21 protein-coding genes are annotated in these 24456 nt (G+C 66.6%); 13 read left to right on the forward strand and 8 right to left on the reverse strand.

From position 1 onward, the window contains the following. Positions 1–6 precede the first annotated feature (6 nt). From gcvT to lipA, 5 genes are all read left to right on the forward strand, one after another. The gene (gcvT, locus tag NIBR502771_RS03005; protein ID WP_141158407.1) at positions 7–1119 is read left to right on the forward strand and encodes a glycine cleavage system aminomethyltransferase GcvT; all 1113 of its coding nucleotides are present in this window, start codon (positions 7–9) and stop codon (positions 1117–1119) included. Between the two features lie 46 nt (positions 1120–1165). Then, positions 1166–1549, forward strand: a complete 384-nt coding sequence (gcvH, locus tag NIBR502771_RS03010) for a glycine cleavage system protein GcvH (RefSeq protein WP_141158408.1) — start codon at positions 1166–1168, stop codon at positions 1547–1549. Continuing rightward, a complete protein-coding gene (gene glyA, locus NIBR502771_RS03015; RefSeq protein WP_141158409.1) occupies positions 1546–2868 on the forward strand; it encodes a serine hydroxymethyltransferase in 1323 nt (440 codons plus the stop codon). The genes gcvH and glyA overlap by 4 nt, the downstream gene beginning before the upstream one ends. Before the next feature lie 288 nt (positions 2869–3156). Next, positions 3157–4587 carry an L-serine ammonia-lyase gene (locus tag NIBR502771_RS03020; RefSeq protein WP_141158410.1) on the forward strand — a complete coding sequence of 477 codons (1431 nt, stop codon included), beginning with the start codon at positions 3157–3159 and terminating at the stop codon, positions 4585–4587. A 46-nt stretch (positions 4588–4633) separates the two neighbouring features. Then, positions 4634–5647: a lipoyl synthase gene (lipA, locus tag NIBR502771_RS03025; protein ID WP_141158411.1), complete on the forward strand. Its 1014-nt coding sequence runs from the start codon at positions 4634–4636 to the stop codon at positions 5645–5647. A 107-nt stretch (positions 5648–5754) separates the two neighbouring features. On the opposite strand, the gene NIBR502771_RS03030 is transcribed toward lipA, so the two are convergent. The 3 genes from NIBR502771_RS03030 to NIBR502771_RS03040 all read right to left on the reverse strand — a co-directional run bounded on the left by NIBR502771_RS03030 (position 5755) and on the right by NIBR502771_RS03040 (position 9796). After that, complete coding sequence (locus tag NIBR502771_RS03030) at positions 5755–8100, reverse strand: glycoside hydrolase family 65 protein (RefSeq protein ID WP_141158412.1); 2346 nt, start codon at positions 8098–8100, stop codon at positions 5755–5757. A gap of 138 nt (positions 8101–8238) precedes the next feature. After that, a complete protein-coding gene (locus tag NIBR502771_RS03035; RefSeq protein WP_141158413.1) occupies positions 8239–8976 on the reverse strand; it encodes an HAD family phosphatase in 738 nt (245 codons plus the stop codon). A gap of 202 nt (positions 8977–9178) precedes the next feature. Then, entirely contained in the window at positions 9179–9796 is a 618-nt protein-coding gene (locus NIBR502771_RS03040; protein ID WP_141158414.1) for an alpha/beta hydrolase, read from the reverse strand. Positions 9797–9970: 174 nt separating this feature from the next. On the opposite strand from NIBR502771_RS03040, the gene NIBR502771_RS03045 reads away from it, so the two are divergent. The 5 genes from NIBR502771_RS03045 to NIBR502771_RS03065 all read left to right on the forward strand — a co-directional run bounded on the left by NIBR502771_RS03045 (position 9971) and on the right by NIBR502771_RS03065 (position 14709). Continuing rightward, positions 9971–10228: a DUF6458 family protein gene (locus NIBR502771_RS03045; RefSeq protein WP_141158415.1), complete on the forward strand. Its 258-nt coding sequence runs from the start codon at positions 9971–9973 to the stop codon at positions 10226–10228. Positions 10229–10487: 259 nt separating this feature from the next. Further along, positions 10488–11294, forward strand: a complete 807-nt coding sequence (locus NIBR502771_RS03050; protein WP_141161390.1) for a DeoR/GlpR family DNA-binding transcription regulator — start codon at positions 10488–10490, stop codon at positions 11292–11294. Continuing rightward, the gene (locus NIBR502771_RS03055; RefSeq protein ID WP_141158416.1) at positions 11291–12271 is read left to right on the forward strand and encodes a 1-phosphofructokinase family hexose kinase; all 981 of its coding nucleotides are present in this window, start codon (positions 11291–11293) and stop codon (positions 12269–12271) included. The genes NIBR502771_RS03050 and NIBR502771_RS03055 overlap by 4 nt, the downstream gene beginning before the upstream one ends. 2 nt (positions 12272–12273) lie before the next feature. Then, positions 12274–14364 (forward strand): fructose-specific PTS transporter subunit EIIC, encoded by a 2091-nt coding sequence (locus tag NIBR502771_RS03060; protein ID WP_141158417.1) that lies wholly within the window; start codon positions 12274–12276, stop codon positions 14362–14364. Positions 14365–14430: 66 nt separating this feature from the next. Then, positions 14431–14709, forward strand: a complete 279-nt coding sequence (locus NIBR502771_RS03065; RefSeq protein ID WP_141158418.1) for an HPr family phosphocarrier protein — start codon at positions 14431–14433, stop codon at positions 14707–14709. A gap of 122 nt (positions 14710–14831) precedes the next feature. Here NIBR502771_RS03065 and NIBR502771_RS03070 read toward each other — a convergent pair whose 3' ends face one another. The 3 genes from NIBR502771_RS03070 to NIBR502771_RS03080 all read right to left on the reverse strand — a co-directional run bounded on the left by NIBR502771_RS03070 (position 14832) and on the right by NIBR502771_RS03080 (position 17380). Next, a complete protein-coding gene (locus NIBR502771_RS03070; RefSeq protein WP_141158419.1) occupies positions 14832–15263 on the reverse strand; it encodes an SRPBCC domain-containing protein in 432 nt (143 codons plus the stop codon). Next, positions 15260–16108 carry a class I SAM-dependent methyltransferase gene (locus tag NIBR502771_RS03075; RefSeq protein WP_141158420.1) on the reverse strand — a complete coding sequence of 283 codons (849 nt, stop codon included), beginning with the start codon at positions 16106–16108 and terminating at the stop codon, positions 15260–15262. Before NIBR502771_RS03075 ends, NIBR502771_RS03070 begins: the two co-directional genes overlap by 4 nt. Positions 16109–16255: 147 nt before the next feature. Then, the gene (locus NIBR502771_RS03080) at positions 16256–17380 is read right to left on the reverse strand and encodes a Ku protein (protein WP_141158421.1); all 1125 of its coding nucleotides are present in this window, start codon (positions 17378–17380) and stop codon (positions 16256–16258) included. Between the two features lie 40 nt (positions 17381–17420). On the opposite strand from NIBR502771_RS03080, the gene NIBR502771_RS03085 reads away from it, so the two are divergent. Next, positions 17421–19898, forward strand: a complete 2478-nt coding sequence (locus NIBR502771_RS03085; protein WP_141158422.1) for an ATP-dependent DNA ligase — start codon at positions 17421–17423, stop codon at positions 19896–19898. 134 nt (positions 19899–20032) lie between these two features. Here the strand turns inward: NIBR502771_RS03085 and NIBR502771_RS03090 are convergent, their stop codons facing one another. Next, the gene (locus tag NIBR502771_RS03090; protein WP_141158423.1) at positions 20033–20290 is read right to left on the reverse strand and encodes a hypothetical protein; all 258 of its coding nucleotides are present in this window, start codon (positions 20288–20290) and stop codon (positions 20033–20035) included. Between the two features lie 435 nt (positions 20291–20725). On the opposite strand from NIBR502771_RS03090, the gene NIBR502771_RS03095 reads away from it, so the two are divergent. Together NIBR502771_RS03095 and NIBR502771_RS03100 are read left to right on the forward strand one after the other, a co-directional pair. Then, positions 20726–22315, forward strand: a complete 1590-nt coding sequence (locus NIBR502771_RS03095) for an MFS transporter (RefSeq protein ID WP_141158424.1) — start codon at positions 20726–20728, stop codon at positions 22313–22315. A 206-nt stretch (positions 22316–22521) separates the two neighbouring features. Next, the gene (locus NIBR502771_RS03100) at positions 22522–23658 is read left to right on the forward strand and encodes an FUSC family protein (RefSeq protein WP_141158425.1); all 1137 of its coding nucleotides are present in this window, start codon (positions 22522–22524) and stop codon (positions 23656–23658) included. On the opposite strand, the gene NIBR502771_RS03105 is transcribed toward NIBR502771_RS03100, so the two are convergent. Further along, a complete protein-coding gene (locus NIBR502771_RS03105; RefSeq protein ID WP_141158426.1) occupies positions 23626–24399 on the reverse strand; it encodes an SDR family oxidoreductase in 774 nt (257 codons plus the stop codon). The two genes, NIBR502771_RS03100 and NIBR502771_RS03105, sit on opposite strands and share 33 nt — an antisense overlap. Positions 24400–24456: the final 57 nt, after the last annotated feature.

Raw genomic sequence — 24456 nt, forward strand, 5'->3', positions numbered from 1 at the left:
CCCCCAATGACTGAGAACTACACGGCTCTCTACGAAGAGCACAAGAAGCTGGGAGCTTCCTTCACCGACTTCGGCGGCTGGCAGATGCCGCTCAAGTACAGCTCCGAACTGGCCGAGCACCACGCCGTCCGCAAAGCTGCGGGCCTGTTCGATCTCTCCCACATGGGCGAAGTCTGGGTCACCGGCCCCGAAGCCGGCGCCTTCCTGGATTACGCCCTGGTGGGCAAGTTGTCCGCCATCGCGGATGGCAAGGCCAAGTACTCGCTGATCTGCAACGAGGACGGCGGCATCATCGATGACCTCATCACCTACCGTTTCGGCGACGAAAAATACCTGGTGGTCCCCAACGCCGGCAACGCCCCCACCGTGGCGGCAGCCCTCGCGGAACGGGCAGTTAACTTCGACGTCAAGGTGGAGGACGCTTCGTCGGCCACCTCCCTCGTCGCAGTCCAGGGACGCAACGCCGAGGCCATCCTGCTCAAGCTCACGGATGAATCCCAGCACGCCCTGGTCACCGGCCTGAAGTACTACGCGTTCAACGAGCTGACCATCGCCGGCCAGGACGTCATCCTGGCCCGGACGGGCTACACCGGCGAAGACGGCTTTGAGCTCTTCCTGCCCAATGAAGGCGCCGCTTCCCTGTGGGAGTCCGTGGCCCAGGCCGGCGAAGAGTTCGGCATCATCCCGTGCGGTCTTGCGTCCCGCGACTCACTCCGCCTCGAGGCCGGCATGCCGCTCTATGGCAATGAGCTGTCCCTGGAGCGTTCACCGTTCGACGCCGGCCTTGGCCCCGTCGTTGCGCTCAAGTCCAAGGAAGGCGACTTCGTGGGACGGGCCGCACTCGAGGCAGCCAAGGAGTCCGGCTCCAAGCGCAAGCTCGTCGGCCTGAAGGGCCTCGGCCGGCGCGCGGGCCGTGGTGGCTACCCGGTCCTCAAGGACGGCAACGTGGTGGGCGAGGTGACCTCCGGCCAGCCCAGCCCCACCCTGGGCTACCCTGTAGCACTGGCCTACGTCGACGTCGAGCACGCCGGGCTGGGCACCGCACTGGACGTGGACCTGCGCGGCAAGGCCGAGCCCTTCGAGGTTGTCGCCCTGCCGTTCTACAAGCGCCAAAAGTAGCTTCGCGCTTCCCCACTCTTGAACCCCAAACTTAAGGAAAAACACCATGGCTAAAGTTGCCGCCGAACTGAAGTATTCCGCCGAGCACGAATGGATCGCCGCTGACGGCTCCGGTCCGTCCGTGGTTGGCGTGTCCGCTGTTGCCGCCGAAGCACTGGGCGACATCGTCTACGTGGACCTGCCCGAGGTTGGCTCCACCGTGACGGCCGGCGAGACCTGTGGCGAGATCGAGTCCACCAAGTCCGTCTCGGACCTGTACTCCCCTGTCACGGGCGAGGTCACGGAAGTCAACGACGACGTCGTCAGCGACCCTGCCGTGATCAACAACGATCCGTACGGCGCCGGCTGGCTCTTCAAGGTCACCGTCACCGAAGAGGGCCCGCTGCTGTCCGCAGAGGAATACGCCGAAGCGAACGGCGGCGAACTGTGAGTGCCCCCGCTGACACCGCAGTGTTCGAGCAGGTAGTCTCCCCGAGCCTCAACGCGGACCTGTCCGCGTTGGACCCCGAAATCGCCGCCAAGATCGACGACGAATTGGGCCGCCAGCGTGAGGGCCTGGAAATGATCGCCTCGGAGAACCACACCGCCGTGGCCGTGATGCAGGCGCAGGGCTCCGTCCTGACCAACAAGTACGCCGAAGGCTACCCGGGCAAGCGCTACTACGGTGGCTGCGAGCACGTGGACGTCACTGAGCAGCTCGCCATCGACCGGGTCAAGGCGCTCTTCGGTGCCGGGTTCGCCAACGTGCAGCCGCACTCCGGCGCCCAGGCCAACGCCTCGGTGATGCACGCGCTGATCAAGCCCGGCGACACCATCATGGGCCTGAACCTGGCCCACGGCGGCCACCTGACCCACGGCATGCGGATCAACTTTTCCGGCAAGCTCTACAACGTGGTCCCGTACCAGGTCCGCGAAGACACCCACACGATCGACATGGCAGAAGTGGAACGGCTGGCGCTGGAAACGAAGCCGCAGCTCATCGTTGCCGGCTGGTCGGCCTATGCCCGCCAGCTGGACTTTGCCGAGTTCCGCCGGATCGCCGACTCCGTGGGCGCCTACCTCATGGTGGACATGGCGCACTTCGCCGGGCTGGTGGCCGCAGGGCTGCACCCGTCACCGGTGCCGCACGCCCACGTAGTAACGTCCACCACGCACAAGACCCTCGCCGGTCCGCGCGGCGGCATCATCCTCTCCAACGACGCCGACATCGCCAAGAAGATCAACTCGGCTGTCTTCCCCGGCCAGCAGGGCGGCCCGCTGGAGCACGTCATTGCCGGCAAGGCCGTGGCATTCAAGATCGCAGCGTCCCCCGAGTTCAAGGAGAGGCAGGAACGCGTCCTGCTCGGCGCATCCATCCTCGCCGAGCGCCTGGTCCAGCCGGACGTCACGGCAAAGGGCATCAGCGTGGTGTCCGGCGGGACGGACGTGCACCTGGTCCTGGTGGACCTGCGCAACTGCGAACTCGACGGCCAGCAGGCGGAAGACCGCCTCGCCGCGATCGACATCACGGTCAACCGCAACGCGGTCCCGTTTGATCCGCGTCCGCCGATGGTGACATCGGGCCTGCGCATCGGCACCCCCGCCCTGGCCACCCGTGGCTTCGGTGAGGCTGCCTTCCGCGAGGTAGCCGACATCATCGCCGAGGCCTTGATTGCCGACGCCGACGCGGACCTTTCGGGGCTCCGTCACCGCGTCGAAGCACTCGCAGCAGCCCACCCGCTCTACCCGGGCGTGGCACCCCTGTCCTAAGGGATCGTGATCGCTAACGGGCCCGGCGGACCGGACATTTTCACGCCTGCTGCTCCTTCGTCGCTTTGACGCAGGCTTTCGAAAAGTCCGGCTCCGCCGTCCCCTCGTGGGCATGTCGCCTTGGTGACAGACCCTCGGAGTGGGCGGGGCATCCGGCAGCGTGCGTCTAAGGGAGCGTCACGTCCGCTTAGCGGGCGTCTTCGCGACCGAGCACGCAGAGGATGTCCTGCCCGCTCCACCCCAGCCCGGCCACACCAACCGAACCACAGTTTCAATAAGGATTTAGTTATGGCAGTCGGAGTCTTTGATCTTTTTTCGATCGGGATTGGCCCGTCGTCTTCGCATACTGTGGGGCCGATGCGGGCTGCTGCTGTGTTCGCTGAGGAGTTGAAGGCCTCGGGGAAGCTGGCTGGGGTGGCGGGGTTGCGGGTGGATTTGTATGGGTCGTTGGCAGCGACGGGGCACGGGCATGGGACGATGACGGCGGTCCTGCTGGGCTTGGAGGGGTTCCATCCGGAGTTGATCCTGCCCGAAGAGGTCGAGGAGCGGCTGGCCTCGATCGCGGAGACCGGGGTCCTGAACCTGGCCGGGTCGGTGGCGCTGCCGTATGGGGTGAAGGACATGGTGTTGCGGCCGTTGACGGTGCTGCCGCGGCACACGAACGGGATGACGTTCACGGTCACCGACGCGCAGGGTTCGGTGGTGCACGCGGCGACGTTCTTCTCGGTCGGTGGCGGGTTCATCGTCCGGGAGGGGGAGGAGGACGCGGCGCAGCAGGAACTGGACGCGTCCAAGGACGGGCTGCCGCTGCCGTTCCGGACCGCGGCGGAGTTGTTGGCGCACTGCGCGGTGACCGGGCTGGGCATCGCCGACGTGATGTCCACGAACGAGTTGGCCTCCCGCTCCGGGGAGGAGATCCGTGCCGGGCTGCTGCACATCTGGTCCGTGATGGAGAACTGCGTGCAGACCTCACTCAAACGCGAAGGGGTGCTGCCGGGCGGGTTGAAGGTCCGCCGCCGCGCCCCTGACTGGTACGAGCGGTTGAAGAAGGAAACCGCCCGCCCCGAAGACACCGGCCAGGACGGGCAGGACCACTACGACCCACGGTACTGGCAGGAGTGGGTTAACTTGGTGGCGTTGGCCGTGAACGAGGAAAACGCCTCCGGCGGCCGGGTGGTCACCGCGCCCACGAACGGGGCGGCCGGGATCATCCCCGCGGTGTTGTTCTACGCCCTGCATTTCGCCCCGGGCATGGACCAGGCAACCCAGGCGGACCGGGATGATGTGGTGGTGCGGTTCCTGCTCGCGGCCGGCGCCGTGGGGGTGCTTTACAAGGAACAGGCCTCGATCTCCGGGGCCGAGGTCGGCTGCCAGGGCGAGGTCGGCTCCGCGTCCTCGATGGCCGCCGCGGGCCTGGCCGAAGTCATGGGCGGCACCCCCGCCCAGGTGGAGAACGCCGCGGAAATCGCGATGGAACACAACCTGGGCCTGACCTGTGACCCGATCGGCGGGCTGGTCCAGGTCCCCTGCATCGAACGGAACGCGATCGCGGCCGCGAAAGCGATCAACGCCGCGAAAATGGCGCTCTGGGGCGACGGCACCCACCGCGTCTCCCTCGACGAAGTCATCATCACCATGCGCGAAACCGGCAAGGACATGAGCGACAAATACAAGGAAACCGCCATGGGCGGCCTCGCCGTCAACGTCGTCGAATGCTGACGCCCGGCACACTCCGACTCCCCCAGAAGACAAAGGAAACACGATCATGACCCTGGCACCTGAAGGCCGGAAGATGCTGCGGATCGAGCAGCGCAACGCTGCGGTCCCGGTGGAACGCAAGCCGGAGTGGATCAAGGCCAAGGTCCAGATGGGCCCCGAGTTCGTCGGACTGAAGAACCTGGTCAAAAAAGAAGGCCTGCACACCGTCTGCGAAGAAGCCGGCTGCCCCAACATCTTCGAATGCTGGGAAGACAAGGAAGCGACCTTCCTGATCGGCGGCTCCGAATGCACCCGCCGCTGCGACTTCTGCCAGATCGACACCGGCAAACCCTCCCCCGTGGACATGTTCGAACCCACCAAGGTGGCCCGCTCCGTCCAATCCATGCAGCTGCGCTACGCCACCGTCACCGGCGTGGCCCGCGACGACCTCGAAGACGAAGGCGTCTGGCTCTACGCCGAAACCGTCCGCAAGATCCACGAACTGAACCCCGGCACCGGCGTCGAACTGCTCATCCCCGACTTCTCCGGCAACCCCGACCACATCAAGGCGATCTGCGACTCCGCCCCCGAAGTCTTCGCCCACAACGTCGAAACCGTCCCCCGGATCTTCAAACGGATCCGCCCCGCGTTCCGCTACGAACGCTCCCTGGACGTCATCACCCAGGGCCGGAACCTGGGCATGGTCACCAAATCCAACCTCATCCTGGGCATGGGCGAAACCCGCGAAGAAATCAGCGAAGCCCTCCGCGACCTCCACCAGGCCGGCTGCGACCTGATCACCATCACCCAATACCTCCGCCCCTCCGAACGGCACCTGCCCGTGGACCGCTGGGTCAAACCCCAGGAATTCGTGGACCTCCAGCACGAAGCCGAAGAAATCGGCTTCCTCGGCGTCATGTCCGGACCCCTGGTCCGCTCCTCCTACCGCGCCGGCCGCCTCTGGGCCACCGCCATGCGCAAAAAAGGCCGCGACATCCCCGCCGAACTCGCCCACATCGCAGAAGGCATCCAGGACTCCGGCACCACCCGCCAGGAAGCCGCCACCCTCCTCGCCGGCTGAATGACGGCGGGCCGGCCTGGTGCTGTTTTGGGGGGCACCAGGCCGGACGTCGGCAGGAAAGTCAGCACGGCCCCGCAAGGCTCCCGGGGCGCTGCGGGGCAACCCGCTCAGCTGTTGCCGCCCACCACGGGGATACTCGCCGTCGGCAGCCCGCTGGGGAACACCGTGGGTTCCGGCTCTGCGACTGGCTCCAACGGCAGCTGCACGGGCGTGTTGCCCACCGTCACCCGCCGGCCGCGGACATCCACCTCCAGCGGGCCGCCGTCCTGGACCGTCAAGGTGATGGATCCGGAGGCGAGCTGGACCAACAGCAGGCGGCCCCGGATCTTCAGGTGGAAGGCCAGCCCTTCCCACTCCGCGGGCAGGCGGGGATCGAAGTACGGGACCGGGCCTTGGTCCCGCATGCCCGCGAACCCGCATACCAGCGAACTCCACACTCCCCCGCTGGAGGCGATGTGCACGCCGTCGATCGTATTGCCATGCGTGTCATCCAGGTCGATGAACGCGGCACTGGTGAAGTGCTCCAGCGCCTCCCTCGAATAGCCCACTTCTGCCGCCATGATCCCCTGGACGCAGGCGGAAAGCGTTGAGTCACCGGTGGTGATGGGGTCGTAGAAGTCGAAGGCCCGCTGCTTTTCACCTGCGGTGAAGTCCTGCCACTGCAGGAACATGGCCAGGACGGTGTCTGCCTGCTTCAGGACCTGGTGCCGGTAGATCACCAGCGGGTGGAAGTGCAGGAGCAGCGGATACTTCGACCGGGGCGTGGTCCAGTCCCATGCTTCCAGGGTCATGAAGTCGTTGTCCTGCGAGTGCACCTGCATCCGGTCATCGAACGGCAGTTGCATGCGGTTGGCGGCAGCCTCCCACAGCTGGCGCTCCTCCTGGGTGATGCCGGCATGCTCGAGCGCCGCGGCAGCACGCAGGTTGAAGCGGGCCATGACGTTGGTGTACAGGTTGTCGTTCACCACGGCCGTGTACTCATCAGGGCCGGTGACGCCGTGGATATGGAAGAGCCCGTCCTTGCCAAAGAAGCCCAGGGAGATCCACATGCGGGCCGTCTCGATCAGCAGTTCCGCACCCATGCCGTCCCGGAACGCGGCATCCCCGGTAGCCCAGAGGTACCTGTTGGTGGCGAAGGCTATGGCGGCGGCGATGTGGAACTGTGCGGTACCGGCCGCGTAGTAGGCGCTGGCCTCGAGCCCGTTGATGGTGCGCCACGGGAAGAGGGCGCCGTCCACACTCAGTTCCTTCGCCCGTATCCTGGCCTCGGGAAGCATGCCGTGGCGGAACTCGAGGACCTGCCGGGCTCCGTCGGGGTTGGTGTAGGTGAGGTACGGCAGCAGGTACACCTCCTGGTCCCAGAAGTAGTGCCCCTCATAGCCTGAGCCCGTCACGCCCTTGGCGGGGATACCGGCAACATCGGCACGCGCCGTGGCCTGGGCAAGCTGGAACAGGTTCCAGCGGATGGCCTGCTGCAGCCCGGGCCGGCCGCCCTCCACCACGATGTCGGAGGTAGCCCAGTAGGCGCGGTAGTGGGCCATGCTCTCGGCAAAGATGCTGTCCACCGGGCTGAGGGCCTCCTCAGCCACCGCGGCCGCATCCACGTCCGGGTCCTGGATGCTGCGCCCGGCCACGTAGCTGACGCTCTTCTCCAGCCGGAACGGCTCGCCGCCACCAACCGCCAGGACGTACCGGACAGTGCTGTGGTCCTGGTCCACCACGGTTTCAAAGGGCTGCTGCCCGGCGGAGGTCCAGTGGTCCACTGCCAGGCCAACGCGCTGCTTGGATTCAGCCGCTTCCCAGGACAAACGCAGCGACCCGTCGCCGCCGTCGAGCCGCACAGGGAGCAGCACCCTGCCGGCGTGGCGTCCGGCCCGGCGGGGATCGTGCACGGAGTGGTCTTCCACCGGCTGGTCCTGGCGGTTGATCACGGCAGAGGTGACGTCCAGGGAGATTTGCCGGTCCGCGGCCACCTCCAGCGAGATGCCCAGGCTGCCGCGGGACTCATAACCAACGGCGCGGCGTTCGGTGGTGGTCACCGTGGCGCCGGACCGGCACTGCCACGTGATGCGGCACTCGTAGGTCCCGGTGGAGAAGTCGACGCTGCGCCGGTATTCCTGCACCTCCGATTCGGCGAGGGTCAGGCTTTCGCCGTCCACCACCACCGCGAAGTTGTTGGCGTCGGGGATGTAGAGGATGCGCTGCCCCGTCCGGGCAAAGCCAAAGGCATTTTCGGCGTGCTTGATGTCCCAGATCTCGTGCAGGCCATTGATGAAGCTGCCCGGCAGTTCGGCATCGGCCACTGCCCAGTGGGCGCCCCGGATGCCCAGGTGCCCGTTGCCCAGGGCAAACAGGGTCTCCAGGGTTCCCGCTGCATCGGCTTCGTAGCGCGTTTCGACGATCTGCCAGGGAGTATCGGGGAACCGGTCGCGGTCCGCGGAAATCAGTGCCATGGTTGGGGGTCCTTTTGGCCTTGCTGTGGTGCCGGACTGGCCGGCACGAAGTATTCGGGGGAAGGGCGGTACTGGGATGGGCGCTGCCGGGGAAGCAGCGGTGTTGCCCCGGGGAAGGCAACGGGGGTCCTGCGGATTTTAGGGGATGAGTTCCTGGAGGTCGTTGACCACCAGGGTGGCGCCGGCGTCGAGGAGCGTCTGGCGGCCCGCGCCCCGGTCCACGCCGATGACGGAGTGGAAGGAGCCCGCGCGTCCGGCCTGGACCCCTGACACTGCGTCCTCCACCACCACGCACTCCGGACTGGAGAGGTCCAGCAGTTTGGCTGCGTACTCGTACGTGGCGGGGCTCGGCTTGCCGGGCAGCCCCTGCTCCGCGGCCACCACGCCGTCCACCACGACCGGGAAGTGGCGGCTGAGGCCGGCGGCTTCCAGGACGGCGGGGGCATTGCGGGATGAGGAGACGACGGCGACCTTGAGTCCGCGGGCAAGCGCGGCTTCGAGGAAGCGCACCGAGCCTTCGAACGGTTCGACGCCGGCGCTCACGATGTCATTGAAGACGGCGTTCTTGCGGTTGCCCAGGCCATGGACGGTCTCGTTTGCCGGATCGTCGTCAAGGGGGCCTTCCGGCAGCGTGATCCCCCGCGAAGCCAGGAAGTCACGGACTCCGTCAAAGCGGGGTTTGCCGTCGATATGGTCAAAGTAGTCGCTTTCCCGGTACCCGGGAACCTCCGGGTGCGAGGCAAGGTAGCCGTCGAACAATTCCTGCCAAGCACGCTCGTGGACGGTGGCCGTCGGGGTCAGGACCCCGTCCAGGTCAAACAGGATTGCCGCCGCGCCGGTCCAGTCGGCGGGCTTGGCTGCAGTTTCCAGAGTCATCGGCAGTGCGGTGTCCTTTCGGTTCGTGGACAGCCGGCCCTGCCGGGACAGCCTTAAGGAAGGTACTGCTGCGCCTCATGCGCGCAGCATCACTTCCTTGTCCGCCCACTGCAGGACCGATCATGGCCGTAGACGAGTGTAAGCGCTTGCAAATTTCGCTGGCAACTGTTTTTTCGTACCCACCGATGGGGCAGTCACACAGTCAGCGCAGCACGTAGTGGCGCAGGAAGGCGCTGACGTCCACCATTTCGGCCTTGGACATGGCGTGCCCCATGCCCGGGTAGGTCCGGGCCGTCAACAGCGTGTTCTCTTCAAGCCACCCGGCGGTGTAGGCAACGGCGTCTTCGTTGATCACCAGGTCCGCCTTGTCCCGCCCCCAGAAGAACGGAGGCTTGGTGTCGAAGGAGTCCATCGCGGACAGGAGCTCGTTGTTGAGCACGAAGCCGGACAGTCCCACAACCGCTTTGTAGTCGTCCGGGTGCAGCCGCAGGAGCGTGCTGGCCATGGCCATGCCCTGCGAATACCCCATCAGGGTGACGCTGCTGTGCTGGTCCCTCACTCCGTTGATCCAGGTCCGGACCGCAGTTGCTGCGGAGATGACATCAGCGAAATCGTTTGCCAGGAAGTAGTCGAGCAGGAACCAGCCCCAGTGGTCACCGATGGGCATAGGGGCCCGCAGCGCGGCGAAGGTGAACTCCTGTGGCAAGTATTCGAACAGGCGCACCATCCGCGACTCATCCGTGCCGTAACCGTGCATCATCACCAGCAAGGGAGTGCCGGCTCGCTGGCCTTCCGGCCTGGACCACACAACTGTTTCCACTGGTCAAGCCTAACCACGCGGAAGCCGACGCCCCGCCCGGATCATTGAATCCGCAACGACCGGACGGTAGCGTGACGCTTGACAGACAGCAGGCTTAGCTTTTGGCAGTGTACGCACCACCCTCCCGTATCGCCCTACCAGCGCCGCGCAGGCCGCGGCCATAAGGAGCAAGTCATGAGAATCGGCTCATCAATCTTCCTCATCGCCCTCGGCGCCATCCTTGCCTGGGCGGTAGCCCCCGGACTGATCCCCTTTGTGGACCAGCAACTGGTGGGATACATCCTGATGGCCGTGGGCGTGATCGGACTGATCGCATCGCTGATCCTCGCCTCCCCCGGCCGCAGCCGCCGGGTCAGCGAATCGCGTTCCGTCATCGATCCCAACACGGGCGAACGCATCACCCGCCACGAGAGCCGGGACGGCGGTATCTAACGACGCCGCCACCGGGAACGGGATCCGGGCCACCACTGATGAACCCGAAAAGCCGGGCTGGACCACCACGTGTCCAGCCCGGCTTTTCCATGCCCCCGCAAAGATTCCACACCGGATCTTGTTTCATGTTGGTTTCCATTGACAAACCAACAGAACCAAAGATAAAGTCAAGTAACTCAACATCAATGTGATGCCAGTCATGCCGAAGCCGGGAACGGAAGAGGCGGGCACCCAGCAGGACCTACGCAACGGAGGGTACGTGTTCGCCGAAGAGCGCCAGCAACAGATTGCCGAGCTTGTCGCCGGCAGCGGCCGGGTCAGCGTGACCCTGCTGGCTGAGCGCTTCCGTATCACCACCGAAACGGTGCGCAGGGACCTCGCCGCCCTGGAAAACGCCGGCACGGTGCGCCGCGTCCACGGCGGAGCCGTCGCGGCGGACCGCTTCAGCACCACGGAAGAAAGCGTCACCGAACGGGCCATCCAGCGGCCGGACCAGAAGGTCCGCATCGCCGAGGCAGCACTCGCCCTCATACCCCGGAACTCATCCGCCAGCGTCCTGATGGACGGCGGAACCACCACAGAGGTGCTTGCCGACCTGCTCGCCCGCCGCGCCGCCGTCGAGCCTTCCGAGGGAACGGGCCCCCGGCACGAACTGGTGGTCATCACCCACGCTGTACCCATTGCCAGCAAACTCTCCAACGTTCCCGGTGTTGCCCTGCAGATCCTGGGCGGCCGGGTCCGCGGACTCACCCAGGTGGCCGTAGGGCAGGCAACGGTCAACGCCGCCGCCCGGATCCGCCCTGATATCGCGTTCATCGGGACCAACGGCATCCACGCCACCTTCGGCGTCAGCACTCCCGATCCTGAAGAAGCCGCCGTGAAGGCAGCCTTCGTCCAGTCGGCACGCCGCATTGTGGTGCTGGCCGACTCCTCCAAGCTGGACACGGAAACCCTGGTCCAGTTCGCCTCCCTGAAAGATCTGGACACCTTGATTACAGACAGTGAACCCGGACCTGAACTCGCAGCAGCCCTGGAAGAGGCCGGCGTTGATGTGGTGGTCGCATGATCGTCACCTTCACGGCCAACCCCAGCCTTGACCGCACCGTAGCCCTCCCCGGCCCGCTGGAACGCGGCGAGGTCCAGCGGGCCGTCTCCGTCCGGCAGGAGTCCGGCGGCAAGGGCGTCAACGTCTCCCGTGCCCTGGTGGCCTCCGGACTGGAATCCCTGGCCGTCCTCCCCGGCGCGGACAGCGACCCCGTCCTGGCCGGCCTGCGCGAAAGCGCGGTACCCTTCGTTTCGCTTCCCATCGACGAGCCGCTGCGCACCAACGTGGCGCTCACCGAGCCCGGCGGCGTAACCACCAAGATCAACGAGCCCGGCCCTGCGCTGGATGGGAACCAGCAGGAAGCCCTCCTCAAGCTCCTGGTGGAAAGCTCCCGCGGTGCCGGCTGGGTGGTCCTGGCCGGCTCGCTGCCGCCCGGATTCCCCGCAGACTTCTACGCGACGGTGGCCCAGCGCCTGCGTTCCTCCGCCGACGGCGCCGCCCCGCGCATCGCCGTCGACTCGTCCGGACCGCCCCTCGCTGCCGCCCTCACCGGCGGGGCGGAGGGCATGCCGGACCTCCTGAAGCCCAACGCCGAGGAACTGGCTGAGCTGGCCGCAGCTGCCGGCTTCCCCCCGGCATCCGGTGACGAACTGGAAGCGGACCCAACGGCTGCCGCAGCCGCCGCAGCCGCCGTCGTACGTTCCGGTGTGGGTGCTGTGCTGGCCACTCTCGGTTCCAAGGGAGCTGTCCTCGTCACGGCCGACGGCGCGTGGTTGGCCACGCATCCGCCGGTCGCCGCAGTCAGCACGGTGGGCGCGGGCGACTCCGCGCTGGCCGGCTACCTGCTTGCCCACGGCCGGGGCGCCGCCCCCGCCGACTGCCTTCGCCAGGCGGTGGCCCACGGTGCCGCCGCTGCCTCGCTGCCGGGTTCCACTGTTCCGGCAGTAAACCAAACCACCCCGGATGCCGTGACCATCACGGCCCTTCGAAAGGATTGACAGTGACCCAGCTCATCACCACGGACCTGGTCGAGCTCGACCAGAACCTGGGCAACGCCCCCGAGACGGTGATCCGGCATCTGGCAAGCAAGGTAGCTGCCACCGGACGCGCATCAGAAGTCGAAGGCCTCTTCGCCGATGCGTTCGCCCGCGAGCAGAAGACCGCCACGGGCATCCCCGGCGGCATCGCCATCCCGCACTGCCGCTCCGCCGCCGTCACAGTGCCCACCTTGGCCATGGCCCGCCTGAATCCGAAGGTGGACTTCGGCGCCAAGGACGGGCCCGCTGACCTGGTGTTCTTCATCGCCGCTCCGGACGGGGCGGACCAGGAGCACCTCAAGCTGCTCTCCAAGCTGGCCCGTTCCCTCATCAAGAAGGACTTCACCGCGGCCCTCCGCAACGCCTCCTCCGAGGCGGAGATCGTGGAGCTCGTGGAGGGCGCACTGGCGGACAAGCCTGCCGCGCACGCTGCAGCTGCCCCGGCTGACGCAGTGCCCGTGGGCGCCGGCGCAGCTGTTGGTGCCGCCGCCGGCAGCGCCCATTCAGGTGCCCCGGCAGCTTCCGCAGGCCGCGGACCCAAGCGCCTCGTGGCCGTGACCGCATGCCCCACCGGCATCGCCCACACCTACATGGCGGCCGACTCCCTGGTGGCAGCCGCCAAGGAAGTGGGCGTCGACCTGCAGGTGGAAACCCAGGGATCCTCCGGCGCCAAGGCACTGGACCCCGCCGTCATCGCGGCCGCCGACGCCGTGATCTTCGCCGTGGACGTTGACGTACGCGGAAAGGAACGCTTCGCCGGCAAGCCCGTCATCAACGCCCCCGTGAAGCGCGGCATCGACGAGCCGGACAAGATGGTCCAGGAAGCACTCGCCGCAGCCGACAACCCCCACGCCCGCCGCGTCCCGCACTTCGGCGCGGAGGAGCAGGCCGAGCACGAGGCTGAGGAGAAGGGCGAGCACATCGGCCAGAAGCTCAAGAAGGCCCTGCTCACCGGCGTCAGCTACATGATCCCGTTCGTGGCAGGTGGCGGCCTCCTGATCGCCCTCGGCTTCCTCATGGGCGGCTACCTGATCACCAAGTACGCGGACAACATCGTGGTCCAGAACAGCCTGTTCAACCTGCCCACCGAGTTCCCGGACAACGCGTGGGGTCCGCTGGGCGCCTACCTGGGTGCGGTGCTGTTCAAGATCGGCGCCCTGTCACTCGGGTTCCTGGTCCCTGCACTTGCCGGCTACATCGCCTATGCAATCGCTGACCGCCCGGGCATCGCCCCCGGCTTCGTCGCCGGTGCCGTGGCCGGATTCATGGGAGCCGGCTTCCTCGGCGGCATCGTCGGCGGCCTGCTCGCCGGTTACATCGCCCACGTGGTGGGACGCCTGCAGGTAGCCCGCTGGCTGCGTGGCCTGATGCCCGTGGTGATCATCCCGCTGTTGGCATCGCTGGTGGCGTCCGGCCTGATGTTCCTGATCCTGGGCGGCCCGATCGTTGCCATCACCAAGGGCCTGAACGCCTGGCTGTCCGGCCTGACCGGTGCCGGCGCCATTGCGCTCGGCGTGATCCTGGGCCTGATGATGTGCTTCGACCTCGGCGGTCCCGTCAACAAGGTTGCCTACTCCTTCGCCGTCGCCGGCCTCGGTGCAGCAACCATCGACAACCAGGCACCGTGGCAGATCATGGCCGCCGTCATGGCTTCGGGCATGGTTCCGCCGCTCGCCATGGCGCTGGCTTCCACTGTCCTGAACAAGAAGCTCTTCAGCCTGGCGGAGCAGGAGAACGGCAAGGCAGCCTGGCTGCTGGGTGCGTCCTTCATCTCCGAAGGCGCCATCCCGTTCGCCGCCGCAGACCCGCTGCGCGTCATCCCCGCCAGCATGCTGGGCGGCGCGGTGACCGGCGCCATCTCCATGGCTGCCGGCGTCGGATCCAAGGCACCGCACGGCGGCCTGTTCGTCTTCTTCGCCATCGACAACTTCCTGATGTTCGTCGTATCGATCGCCGTCGGTACGGTAATCACCGCCCTCTCGGTCATCGCCCTGAAGCGCTGGGCAGTCAAGAAGACCGTTGATACGGTTGAACCGGTTCCCGTAACCGTCTGATCCGGTTTAGCCACATACCTTCCCGGCGCTGAACCATCAGCACGCCGAAAGACTAAAGGAGCAAAAATGCCAGAACGCACCGCAACCGTTGCCAGCCGCGTGGGCCTGCACGCCCGCCCGGCCGCCATCTTTGCCGAGGCAGCCGGAGAATTCGACCTGGACATCACCATTGCCCGTGAAGGCGAGCCGGCCGATGAGGCCATGGATGCCGCCAGCATCCTGTCCCTCATGAGCCTGGGCGCCTCGCACGGCGACGTGGTGGTCCTCCGCGCCGAAGGTGCCGGCGCGGAGGACGCGCTGGACCGCCTGGTGCAGATCCTGGAAACGGACCACGACGCCGAGTAGCAGCCATGCTGCCTCAGGCAGCGCAACGCGAGCGGCCGCCGTCGGGCTTTCCTCCGAAAGGGAAACGTCCGACGACGGCCGCTTGGCTTTAAGCCTTGAACACCCCAGCGGGGCGGCGTGGGTCAGCCGCGCTCGGCGAGCGCCTTTACGTCCGCCACGAGCTTGTCCCACATGCCCTTGGAGTGCGCGGCAGCTTCCTCGCTGGGGTTGTTGTCCTGCGACAGCGAAAGCTTTGTGGCACCGTCCTGGTCCTCCAGCGTCCATTCGAGCGTGTGGTAGTTCTCCGGCTGGTCCGCCTGGCCGGACAACGGGCTGAAGTGGGTGTACACCAGTTTCCGGCCCGGCTCGACCGCCAGGATCCTGCCCTTGTCCTGGAAGGGCTTCCCCTCCCACTCACCCTCCCAGGTGATGGGGCTGCCAACCCTCCAGTCAGTGTGCAGGGTGGCCCCGAACATGAACTCCTTCACGGCGGCGGGGTCGGTGATCACCTCCCACACACGCTCCGGCGCGGCGTCGATGGTGGTGACGGACGTTGCTACATGGTTTTCGGTCATGCTGCAGCCTTTCTTGCCGTGAAGAGCAGGTACTCCCACTCCATCTGGAACGGGGAATCGCCGTGAGCATCACCGAAGGAATCGGCAAGGTCGGTCAGGGCCTTGTCCAGGGCCTTGACCTTTTCCTGGTCCTCGGCGAGCGACTTGTACACGGAGATGATGGGTCCGTAGTGCGACTTGAAGTACCTGACGAAGTCCCCGGGCTGGTGGAAGCTCCTGACGGCAAGGTTCTGCTTGCGGGTGCGGACGTCCGTGATCCTCCCGCCCAGCAGTTCCCGGACGTGCTCTTCGCTCCCCCACAGCGTGGCCGGAAGCGCGCCCGGCGGGGGCGGCGGAGCGAACGGCTTCAGGACGGCGAACATCTGCCCGATGAATCCTTCCGGCGTCCAACACAGCAGCCCTATGGACCCTCCCGGTTTGCACACCCGGAGCAGCTCGTCGGCCGCCGCCTGGTGGTGCGGCGCGAACATGACGCCGATGCAGGACATCACAGCGTCGAATTCCGCATCGCCGAACGGCAGGGCCTCGGCATCCCCTTCCTGCCACTCCAGGCTGACGCCCCGGTTGGCCGCTTCCCGCCGCCCCGCCTCGAAAAGCTCCGGGGTGAGGTCGCTGGCCACCACTTTGGCGCCCATCATGGCTGCCGGGATGGCCGCGTTGCCGGTTCCTGCCGCTACGTCAAGGACACGTTGGCGCGATCTGATGCCGCAGGCCTCCACCAGGACGGCTCCCAGTTCCAGGAGCATCTCGTCCGCCAGGGCGGGGTAGTCCCCCGACGCCCACATGGCCCGGTGATTTTTCTTTAGCTCCCGGTCCGCCTCCACTGCATCGGTCTGCTGGCTCATGTCCGTGCCCCTCTACGTGTCCGGTTCATCGGTGACAGCACGCTGTTGGCACAGCGGAGGCCGTGATGCGACTCATTGTGGACGCGATGAAGGCTGCTGTAAAGGCGCTGTTGCCGGGCGGCAGGCAACCCCGTCCAGCGCAGCCGGTCACGCCGGCTTGCGGGCCCTGGTGGTCTTGGCGGCGGGCTTGGCTGCGTCCTTCGTCCCGGACGTTTTGGTGCCCGTCGATTTCCCTCCGGCGGACTTGGACGCCGTTGACTTGGCCGCAACAGACTTCGATGCCGTGGACTTGGCGGAAGCGGAGGTCGATTTGGCAGATGACCGGGCAGGTTTTGCGTCGTCCGTCCCGGTTTTCACGGCCGCCGTCCTGGACGCGGCCGCCTTGGTGCCGGAGGTCCTGCGTGCCGGTTTGGCGGGCCCAGCCTCTTCGTCCCCGGCGTCCGCCCCGTCGTCGGACGCGCCATCAGCCGAGGCGGCCCCGCCACCGCCGCGCTTTCGGTCCAGGCTGCGTTTGAGGGCCTCCATGAGGTCGATGACCTCGCCCTTGCCCCCCTCGCCGGCCTCGACGCCGAAAGTCTCCTCCGTATCCAGCGATTCGCCCTGTTCCAGCTTGGCCTCGATCAGTTGGCGGAGCTGCACCTGGTACTCGTCGGTGAAGGACCCGGGCTCGAAGTCGGCAGCCATGGATTCCACCAGGGCCGCGGACATGTCACGTTCCTGCGCGGAAATCCTGATGTCCGCCTCCAGTGACGGGAAGCTTGCCTGGCGAACCTCATCCGGCCAGAGCAGGGACTGCAGCACCAGCACATCGTCCTTGATCCGCAGGGCACCCAGCCGCGTCTTCTCCCGCAGCGCAAACTGGACAATGGCCACCCGGTCCGTGTCCTCCAGGGCCCGCCGGAGCAGCACGTAGGCCTTGGGCGACTTGGAATCGGGCTCCAGGTAATAGCTCTTCTCGAACATCATGGGTTCGAGCTGCTCGGATGGCACGAACTGCACCACCTCGATTTCGTGGCTGTTCTCGGCGGGAATGGACTTGAGCTCGTCCTTGGACAGCACCACCGTGCGGCCGTCCTCCTCGAACGCCTTCTCGATGTCCGAGTAGTCCACCACCTCCCCGCAGACCTCGCACCGGCGCTGGTAACGGATCCTGCCGCCGTCGGCGTTGTGGACCTGGTGCAGACTGATGTCATGATCTTCAGTGGCGCTGTAGACCTTCACGGGCACGTTGACCAGCCCGAACGCGATGGCACCTTTCCAGATGGCTCTCATTCATACAGTCAACATCAGTGCGGGCCGGAGGTGAAGACCCGTGGCCGGCAGTAGGGAACGTGTCCGGGTGGCGGGACGCGAATTAACGCTCACCAACCTGGACAAAATCATCTATCCGGAGACCGGCACCACCAAGGCCGACGTGCTGGCCTACTATGCCGCGGTGGCCCACGTCCTGATCCCGGCCGCGGCCAACCGTCCGGCCACCCGCAAGCGGTGGGTCAACGGAGTGGGCACCGCGGACAAACCCGGCGAGGTGTTCTTCCAGAAGGACCTGGAGGATTCGGCGCCCGGCTGGTTGCCGCGGGCGGCGATTACCCACAAGGACCGGACCATCCATTACCCGCTGGTCAATGACGCCGCAACGCTGACGTGGTTCGGCCAGATCAATTCGCTCGAAATCCATGTGCCCCAGTGGCGGGTGGATTCGCACGGCAACCAGCTCAACCCGGACCGGCTGGTGCTGGACCTGGACCCGGGAGAGGGCGCCGGACTGCCGGAATGCCGGGAGGTGGCCCTGCTGGCGCGGGCCATCCTGGAGGATGTGGGGCTGGACCCGGTGCCGGTCACCAGCGGCAGCAAGGGCATCCACCTCTACGCGGCGCTGGACGGGACCCAGACCTCGGAACAGATCTCCGCCTTTGCCCGGGAACTGGCACGCGCCCTTGAAGCGGACCACCCGGACCTTGCCGTCAGCGACATGAAGAAAACCCTGCGAAAAGGCAAGGTGCTGGTGGACTGGAGCCAGAACAATGCCGCGAAAACCACCGTGGTCCCCTACTCGCTGCGCGGCAGGCCTACGCCCATGGTGGCAGCCCCGCGGACGTGGCGGGAAATCCAGTCGCCGAAGCTCAAGCACCTGGACTACCAGGAGGTGCTGCGCCGGGTGAGCGACGGCAAGGACCCGTTCGCCGCCGTCGTCAACGCTGCGGCAGGTGCCGCCGGCCAGGAAAACACGCACGACGGCGACCCGCGCCTGGGCAGGTACCGCTCCATGCGGGACCCGCGGGAAACACCCGAACCATTTGCGGGGATCCCCTCCGGCGGCAACAGCTTTGTCATCCAGGAGCACCACGCCAGCCGGCTGCACTGGGACCTGCGGCTGGAACACGAAGGCGTCCTGGCGTCATGGGCGCTGCCCAAAGGCATTCCCGAGGCCGGGGACAAAAACCACCTGGCGGTCCAGACCGAGGACCATCCCATGGACTACCTCACCTTCCACGGGACCATTCCCAAGGGGCAGTACGGGGCAGGTGAGATGACTATCTGGGACACCGGCACATACCAGCTGCACAAGTGGATCAACGGCAAGGAAGTCATCGTCACGCTGGACGGATCCGAAGGCGGCGGCCTGGGCGGCAGGAAGAAAGTGGCGCTCATCCACACCGGACGCGGCCAGGGCACGGACGACGGCGGCCAGTGGCTCATCCACCTGATGGACCAGGAAAAGCAGGGTGGACGACGGCGGCATGCGGCTCCGGCGGCACAGGAACCGTCCCGGGACACCAGCGGAAAAGAGCCTGCCGTTGCCCCGGCACCAGCCATCAGCGCGTCCGCGGACCCCCTGGATTACGCACCTATGATGGCTACCGCCGGGACGGCGGCAGACCTTCAGGGAAGTGCGTGGCAGTACGAGCTCAAGTGGGACGGTGTCCGGGCCCTTCTGGTAGCGGACACCGAAAAGATCCGGATCTTCTCCCGCAACGGCAATGATGTCACCAGGACCTACCCCGAGTTCACGGACCGGGCCTGCTGGCCGGAGCAGCCGTTCGTGGCTGATGGTGAGATTATCGCCGTCGGGCCTGGCGGAAGGCCTGACTTTGGCCTGCTGCAGGGGCGGATGAAACTCACCCGGGCGGCCGACGTCGCCAAAGCCCGTACGGCCATCCCGGTCCAGCTGATGCTGTTCGATCTCCTGTTCCACAACGGAGAGGACCTCCGGCGGCTGCCCCTCAGCACACGGAGGCAGCGGCTGGAGGACTTTTTTGCGCCCTCCGGCTGCCCGGTGGACCTGTCCATGGTCCTCGAGGAATCCGTGGACCTCCTCCTCGACAGCGCCCGGGAGCTTGGCCTTGAAGGGGTGATGGCCAAGCGGACGGACAGCCGCTACGTGAGCGGGCAGCGGACCAGGACCTGGATCAAGCTCAAGACGGAGCAAACCCAGGAGGTGGTGGTGGGTGGCTGGCGGCCGGGAAAGGGCGGCCGCCAGGACACCGTGGGGTCGCTGCTGGTGGGAATTCCCGACGGCGGCAAGCTGCAGTACGTGGGCCGCGTGGGTTCTGGTTTCAGCAGCCGGGAGCTTACGGAACTGCGGCAGACGGTGGAACGACTTGGCCGGAAGACGTCGCCCTTCCACGACGTGCCCCGCCCGGATTCCGCCGATGCCCACTGGGTGTCACCGGAGCTGGTAGGCGAAGTAACCTACAGCGAATGGACGGGGCCCGGCAGGCTTCGGCATCCTCGCTGGCGGGGCTGGCGCGTGGACAAGGACCCGTCGGACGTGGTGCGGGAAAGCTGACCCGGCACCTGGGAATCGCGCGGGGCAACCGTTTTTCGACACGCAACATGGTCGACGACGCGCAAATTACCTGGCGCCGCCAAATTTCGGGGGCGCCAGGTAATTTGCGTGTCGAGAGTGGTTCCAGGTGTCGCCTACGAGGAGTGCGGCATCTGCGGCCGGCCGGTCCGGTGGACCGCCACCACGGCGGCCTCGTGGCCCATCCGCCCATGCCCCGCGTTGCGGTCCTTCGGGTGCTGCCGCTTCCCGTAGCCGTCCGGCCAACCGCCCTGCCCTGCCAAGGGGATGCCCGCCCCGGTTGCTGCGGGTCCGGGGGCCACAGGTGCGTCCATGGCTGCGGCAAGGTGGTCCGCGACCTCAGGCTTGATGTGGAACTGGCTGGATTCTTCCATGGTCTACTTTCCTTCTTTCCCTCGTTCTTCCTTGAAACGAAACGCCAACCAAAGCGCCCGGGCGCGCGTGGACTACCGCCCGGAAAGAAGTGTGTTCATCGCTCTACCATAGGCACGTCAAAGGCTCCTGTGAACCCCCTCCACGGACGGTGGCGGCGGTCACTTTTAGTGCGGCATCACCGGCCAAAACAGCCCCGGAACCGGCCGTAGACGAAAAAATTCGGTAACAATCCGCTTCGTCAGCCTGCTTCCCAATGATCACGCGGGAAAACCGCCGGAAAAATCTTCGGATCACCCCCCGATCCAGGGGTTCAAACGGGCGTATCCTAGGCCATCCGGCGAGCTAACGGTACTGATTTCCCGTAAAATTGAAGGCCTGCCCGGAGCGGGGCAGCTACAAGTCGCAAGCAAATGACCTCCACAGGAGTTGCCCAAATGCCCACAGACCGAAGCAGTATCCACTCTCCAGCCGGCGTTGGGAACGCCCGCGGAACCGACCCGGCAGCCCCCGCGGCTGCCAAGAAGCCCAGGCTGCTGCCGCGGCGCCGGCTTAAGGAATCCGATGTCAACGTGGTTGACCAGCCGATGCTGAAAAAGGCACTCGGCGGAACCATCGTTGGCAACACCATGGAATGGTACGACGTAGGCGTTTTCGGCTACCTCATCACCACTATGGGCCCGGTCTTCCTCCCCGAATCCGATCCCACCACCCAGACGCTGTTCCTGCTGGGAACCTTTGCCGCCACCTTCATCGCCCGTCCGCTGGGCGGCGTGATCTTCGGCTGGCTGGGCGACAAGATCGGCCGCCAAAAGATCCTGGCCACCACGCTGATGATCATGGCGGCCAGCACGTTCGCCGTCGGCCTCCTGCCCGGATACGCCCAGATCGGCCTCTGGGCTGCGGCGCTCCTGGTCCTCCTCAAGGTCATCCAGGGCTTCTCCACCGGCGGCGAGTACGCCGGCGCCACCACGTTCGTCAGTGAATATGCAGCCGACAAACGCCGCGGCTTCTTTGCCAGCTTCCTGGACCTGGGCAGCTACCTGGGCTTCGCCATCGGCGCCGCCCTGGTATCAGTCCTGCAACTGACCCTGGGCCAGGGCACCATGGAGGAGTGGGGATGGCGCATCCCGTTCCTCGTGGCCGGCCCGCTGGGCATCATCGCCGTGTACTTCCGGAGCAAGATCGAGGAATCGCCGCAGTTCCAGGCCACCCTTGATGCCCAGGAAGAGCATGCCCGGACCGCGTCCGAAGGTGAGACCGCACAGGCCAAGGGCCCCGTCGGTATCATCAAGGCCCACTGGCGCCCCATCATCGTCGCCATGGTGGTTGTTGCCGCCGCCAACACGGCAGGTTACGCGCTGACGTCCTACATGCCCACGTACCTGACGGACTCCAAGGGCTACGACGAAGTTCACGGCACGCTGCTGACCATCCCCGTCCTGGTGGTCATGAGCCTCTGCATCCCGCTGACCGGCAAGCTCTCCGACCGGATCGGCCGCCGGCCCGTGCTCTGGATCGGCGCGGTCAGCACCATCGTCCTGGCCATTCCGGCCTTCATGCTGATCGGTATTGGACAGATCTGGTCCACCCTTGCCGGACTGGCGCTCATTGCGTTCCCCGTGACCTTCTACGTGGCCAACCTGGCCTCGGCACTGCCGGCCCAGTTCCCCACGTCCAGCCGGTACGGTGCCATGGGCATCGCCTACAACTTCGCGGTAGCCATCTTCGGCGGCACTACCCCGTTCATCGTGGCTGCGCTGATCGGCGCCACCGGCAACGACATGATGCCCGCCTACTACCTGATGGCCACGTCCCTGGCCGGTGCCATCGCCATCTACTTCCTGAAGGAATCCGCCAACCGCCCGCTCCCGGGATCGATGCCCAGCGTCGACACCCAGGCCGAGGCGAAGGAACTGGTGGCCACCCAGGACGAGAACCCGCTGATCAACCTGGACGAGCTGCCGTTCGACACCCATGACGGCACCGACCCCCACTCCCACCGCGGGGTCCCGGCCGGGGCGTAGTCCCGCCGGCCGGCCGGGCATTCTTGTAGCCCACGCTCACAGGCCCGTCCCGCGTGGTTCCTTGGGGGAACCACGCTGGACGGGCCTTTGCGTGCCCGCCTGATGTCCCCTTATGACTGACCGCATATGACTGTGCCCGCGGCGCGGTGGTAATTTCACAAGGGCCCCGGGCTGCTGTGCCCCCACCAAAACAGGACAGGTCGACCATGAAGCGCGTCAGGGAGCAGGTGCGCGCACTGCACCGGCTCGAACCCGCCAATGGAGACAACCTTGCCGCCCTCCGCGTTGCCATCAGCGTGGCTGTCCCCTCGTTGCTCCTGCTGGCCCTGGGCCGCGCGGACCTCATCATCTACGCCGTCTTCGGCGCGCTGACCGGCATGTATGGCCGGCAGGAACCGCACCAGCTGCGGCTCCGCCACCAGGGCCAAGGTGCCCTGGTACTGCTCACCGGCGTGGCCGTGGGCGTAACCCTGTCCATCAACCACATCCATTCCTGGTGGCTGGTGGCCGTGGAAGCCACACTGGCCGGCGTAGGCTCGGTCTACGCGGACAGGGTGCGGCTGAAACCTAACGGGCCCTTCTTCGGGATCCTCGCCCTGGGTGCCTGTGCTTCCGTTCCCACCGCGGTCCCTTGGTACGCCGCCCTGCTTATCGCAGCGGGATCGTCGGTGTTTTCCATCCTGGTTGGATTCAGCGGCTGGGTGCGGCGGCGGTCCTGGGAGCCAGGGGCCACCCGGAGCGTTCCGCGCCGTTCGGCGGCGGGGCGCCGGGAGTTGTCGGTGCACGCCGCCCGGTACGTCCTGGCGGTGGGTGCTGCCGGGACGGTGGGCGTCATCAGCGGCAGCGGCCACCCGCACTGGGCCATGGCCGCAGCCGCCGTACCGCTCGCTGGTGCAGACCTCCCCAGCAGCGTCCGGCGGGGTGTCCACCGCATCGTGGGGACGTTCATTGGGCTGGGCGTCACCGCCGTCGTCCTCATTCCCGGGCCGTGGACCCTGTCCGCGCTGTACCCGGCCCTGCAGGAGCCGGTGCACCGGGGTGTGGTGCTGGCCCTGCTGGTGATCCTCTTCCAGTTCGCCACTGAACTGTTCATGACCCGGCACTACGGCCTGGCCATGGTCTGGTTCACCCCTGTCATCCTGCTGATGACCCAGCTGGCCTCCCCCATTGAACCGAGGGTCCTGATCCTTGAGCGGGCCGTGGAGACGCTGGTGGGCGCGCTGCTGGGGATCCTGGTGGTGGTGGCCGTCCGCAGGTCAGGTTCGAGGCCGCAGAAGGGGATTCCCCGGCTTCGAGGCCGGACCTCCGGCCTACTTCGGCTTCCGCGCCGGCCCGGCCATTAGCCGCGCCGGAGCCACCTTGGCCACCGCTGCCACCACTTTGTAGCGCTTGGACGGGATGGACACCGCCTTGCCGCGCTCGTTGTCCGCCAGGCCTTCCCGGACCACCCGCTCCGCCCGCAGCCACGTCCAGGACGGGGCCACCGATTTGTCCATCCCCATCCGGTCGTGGAATTCGGTGTGGGTGAACCCAGGGCAGACAGCGGTGACCTTGACGCCGCGCTTGCGGTAGGCCAGGTTTGCCCACCGGCTGAAACTCACCAGCCACGCCTTCGCAGCCGAGTAGGTGCCGCGCGGCAGGAATGCCGCCACGCTGGCCACATTGATGATCCTGCCGCCCCCGCGTTCCAGCATGCCCTTGAGGGCCGCGTGGGTAAGTAGCATGGACGTTTCCGCGTGCAGCTTGAGGTGGCTCGCCTCCTCCGCCGGGTGGTTGTCCTCGAAGTTGTGCAGCAGGCCGATCCCGGCGTTGTTCACCAGGATCCCCACCGGCCGCGCAGGGTCCTTCAGGCGTTCGACGACGGCGGCGACGTCGCCATCCTTCGTCAGGTCCGCGGCGAGCACCTCAGCTGAGATGCCATAGCGGCGCTGGAATTCCTCCGCTGTTGCCGCAAGCCGGGAGGCGTTGCGCGCCACCAGCACCACGTCATGCCCCTGCGCGGCAAGTTGCTTTGCGAATTCGTGGCCCAGGCCGGCGCTGGCGCCGGTGACGAGTGCTGTGGTTCGGGTGCTGGTTGGCGTCATGCTGCAAGCCTAGCCAGCGGGAGCATGTTGTGGGCCGCTAGGCTGGTACCGCCGGCG

The sequence above is a fragment of the Pseudarthrobacter sp. NIBRBAC000502771 genome, from assembly GCF_006517215.1.
Taxonomy (GTDB): domain Bacteria; phylum Actinomycetota; class Actinomycetes; order Actinomycetales; family Micrococcaceae; genus Arthrobacter; species Arthrobacter niigatensis.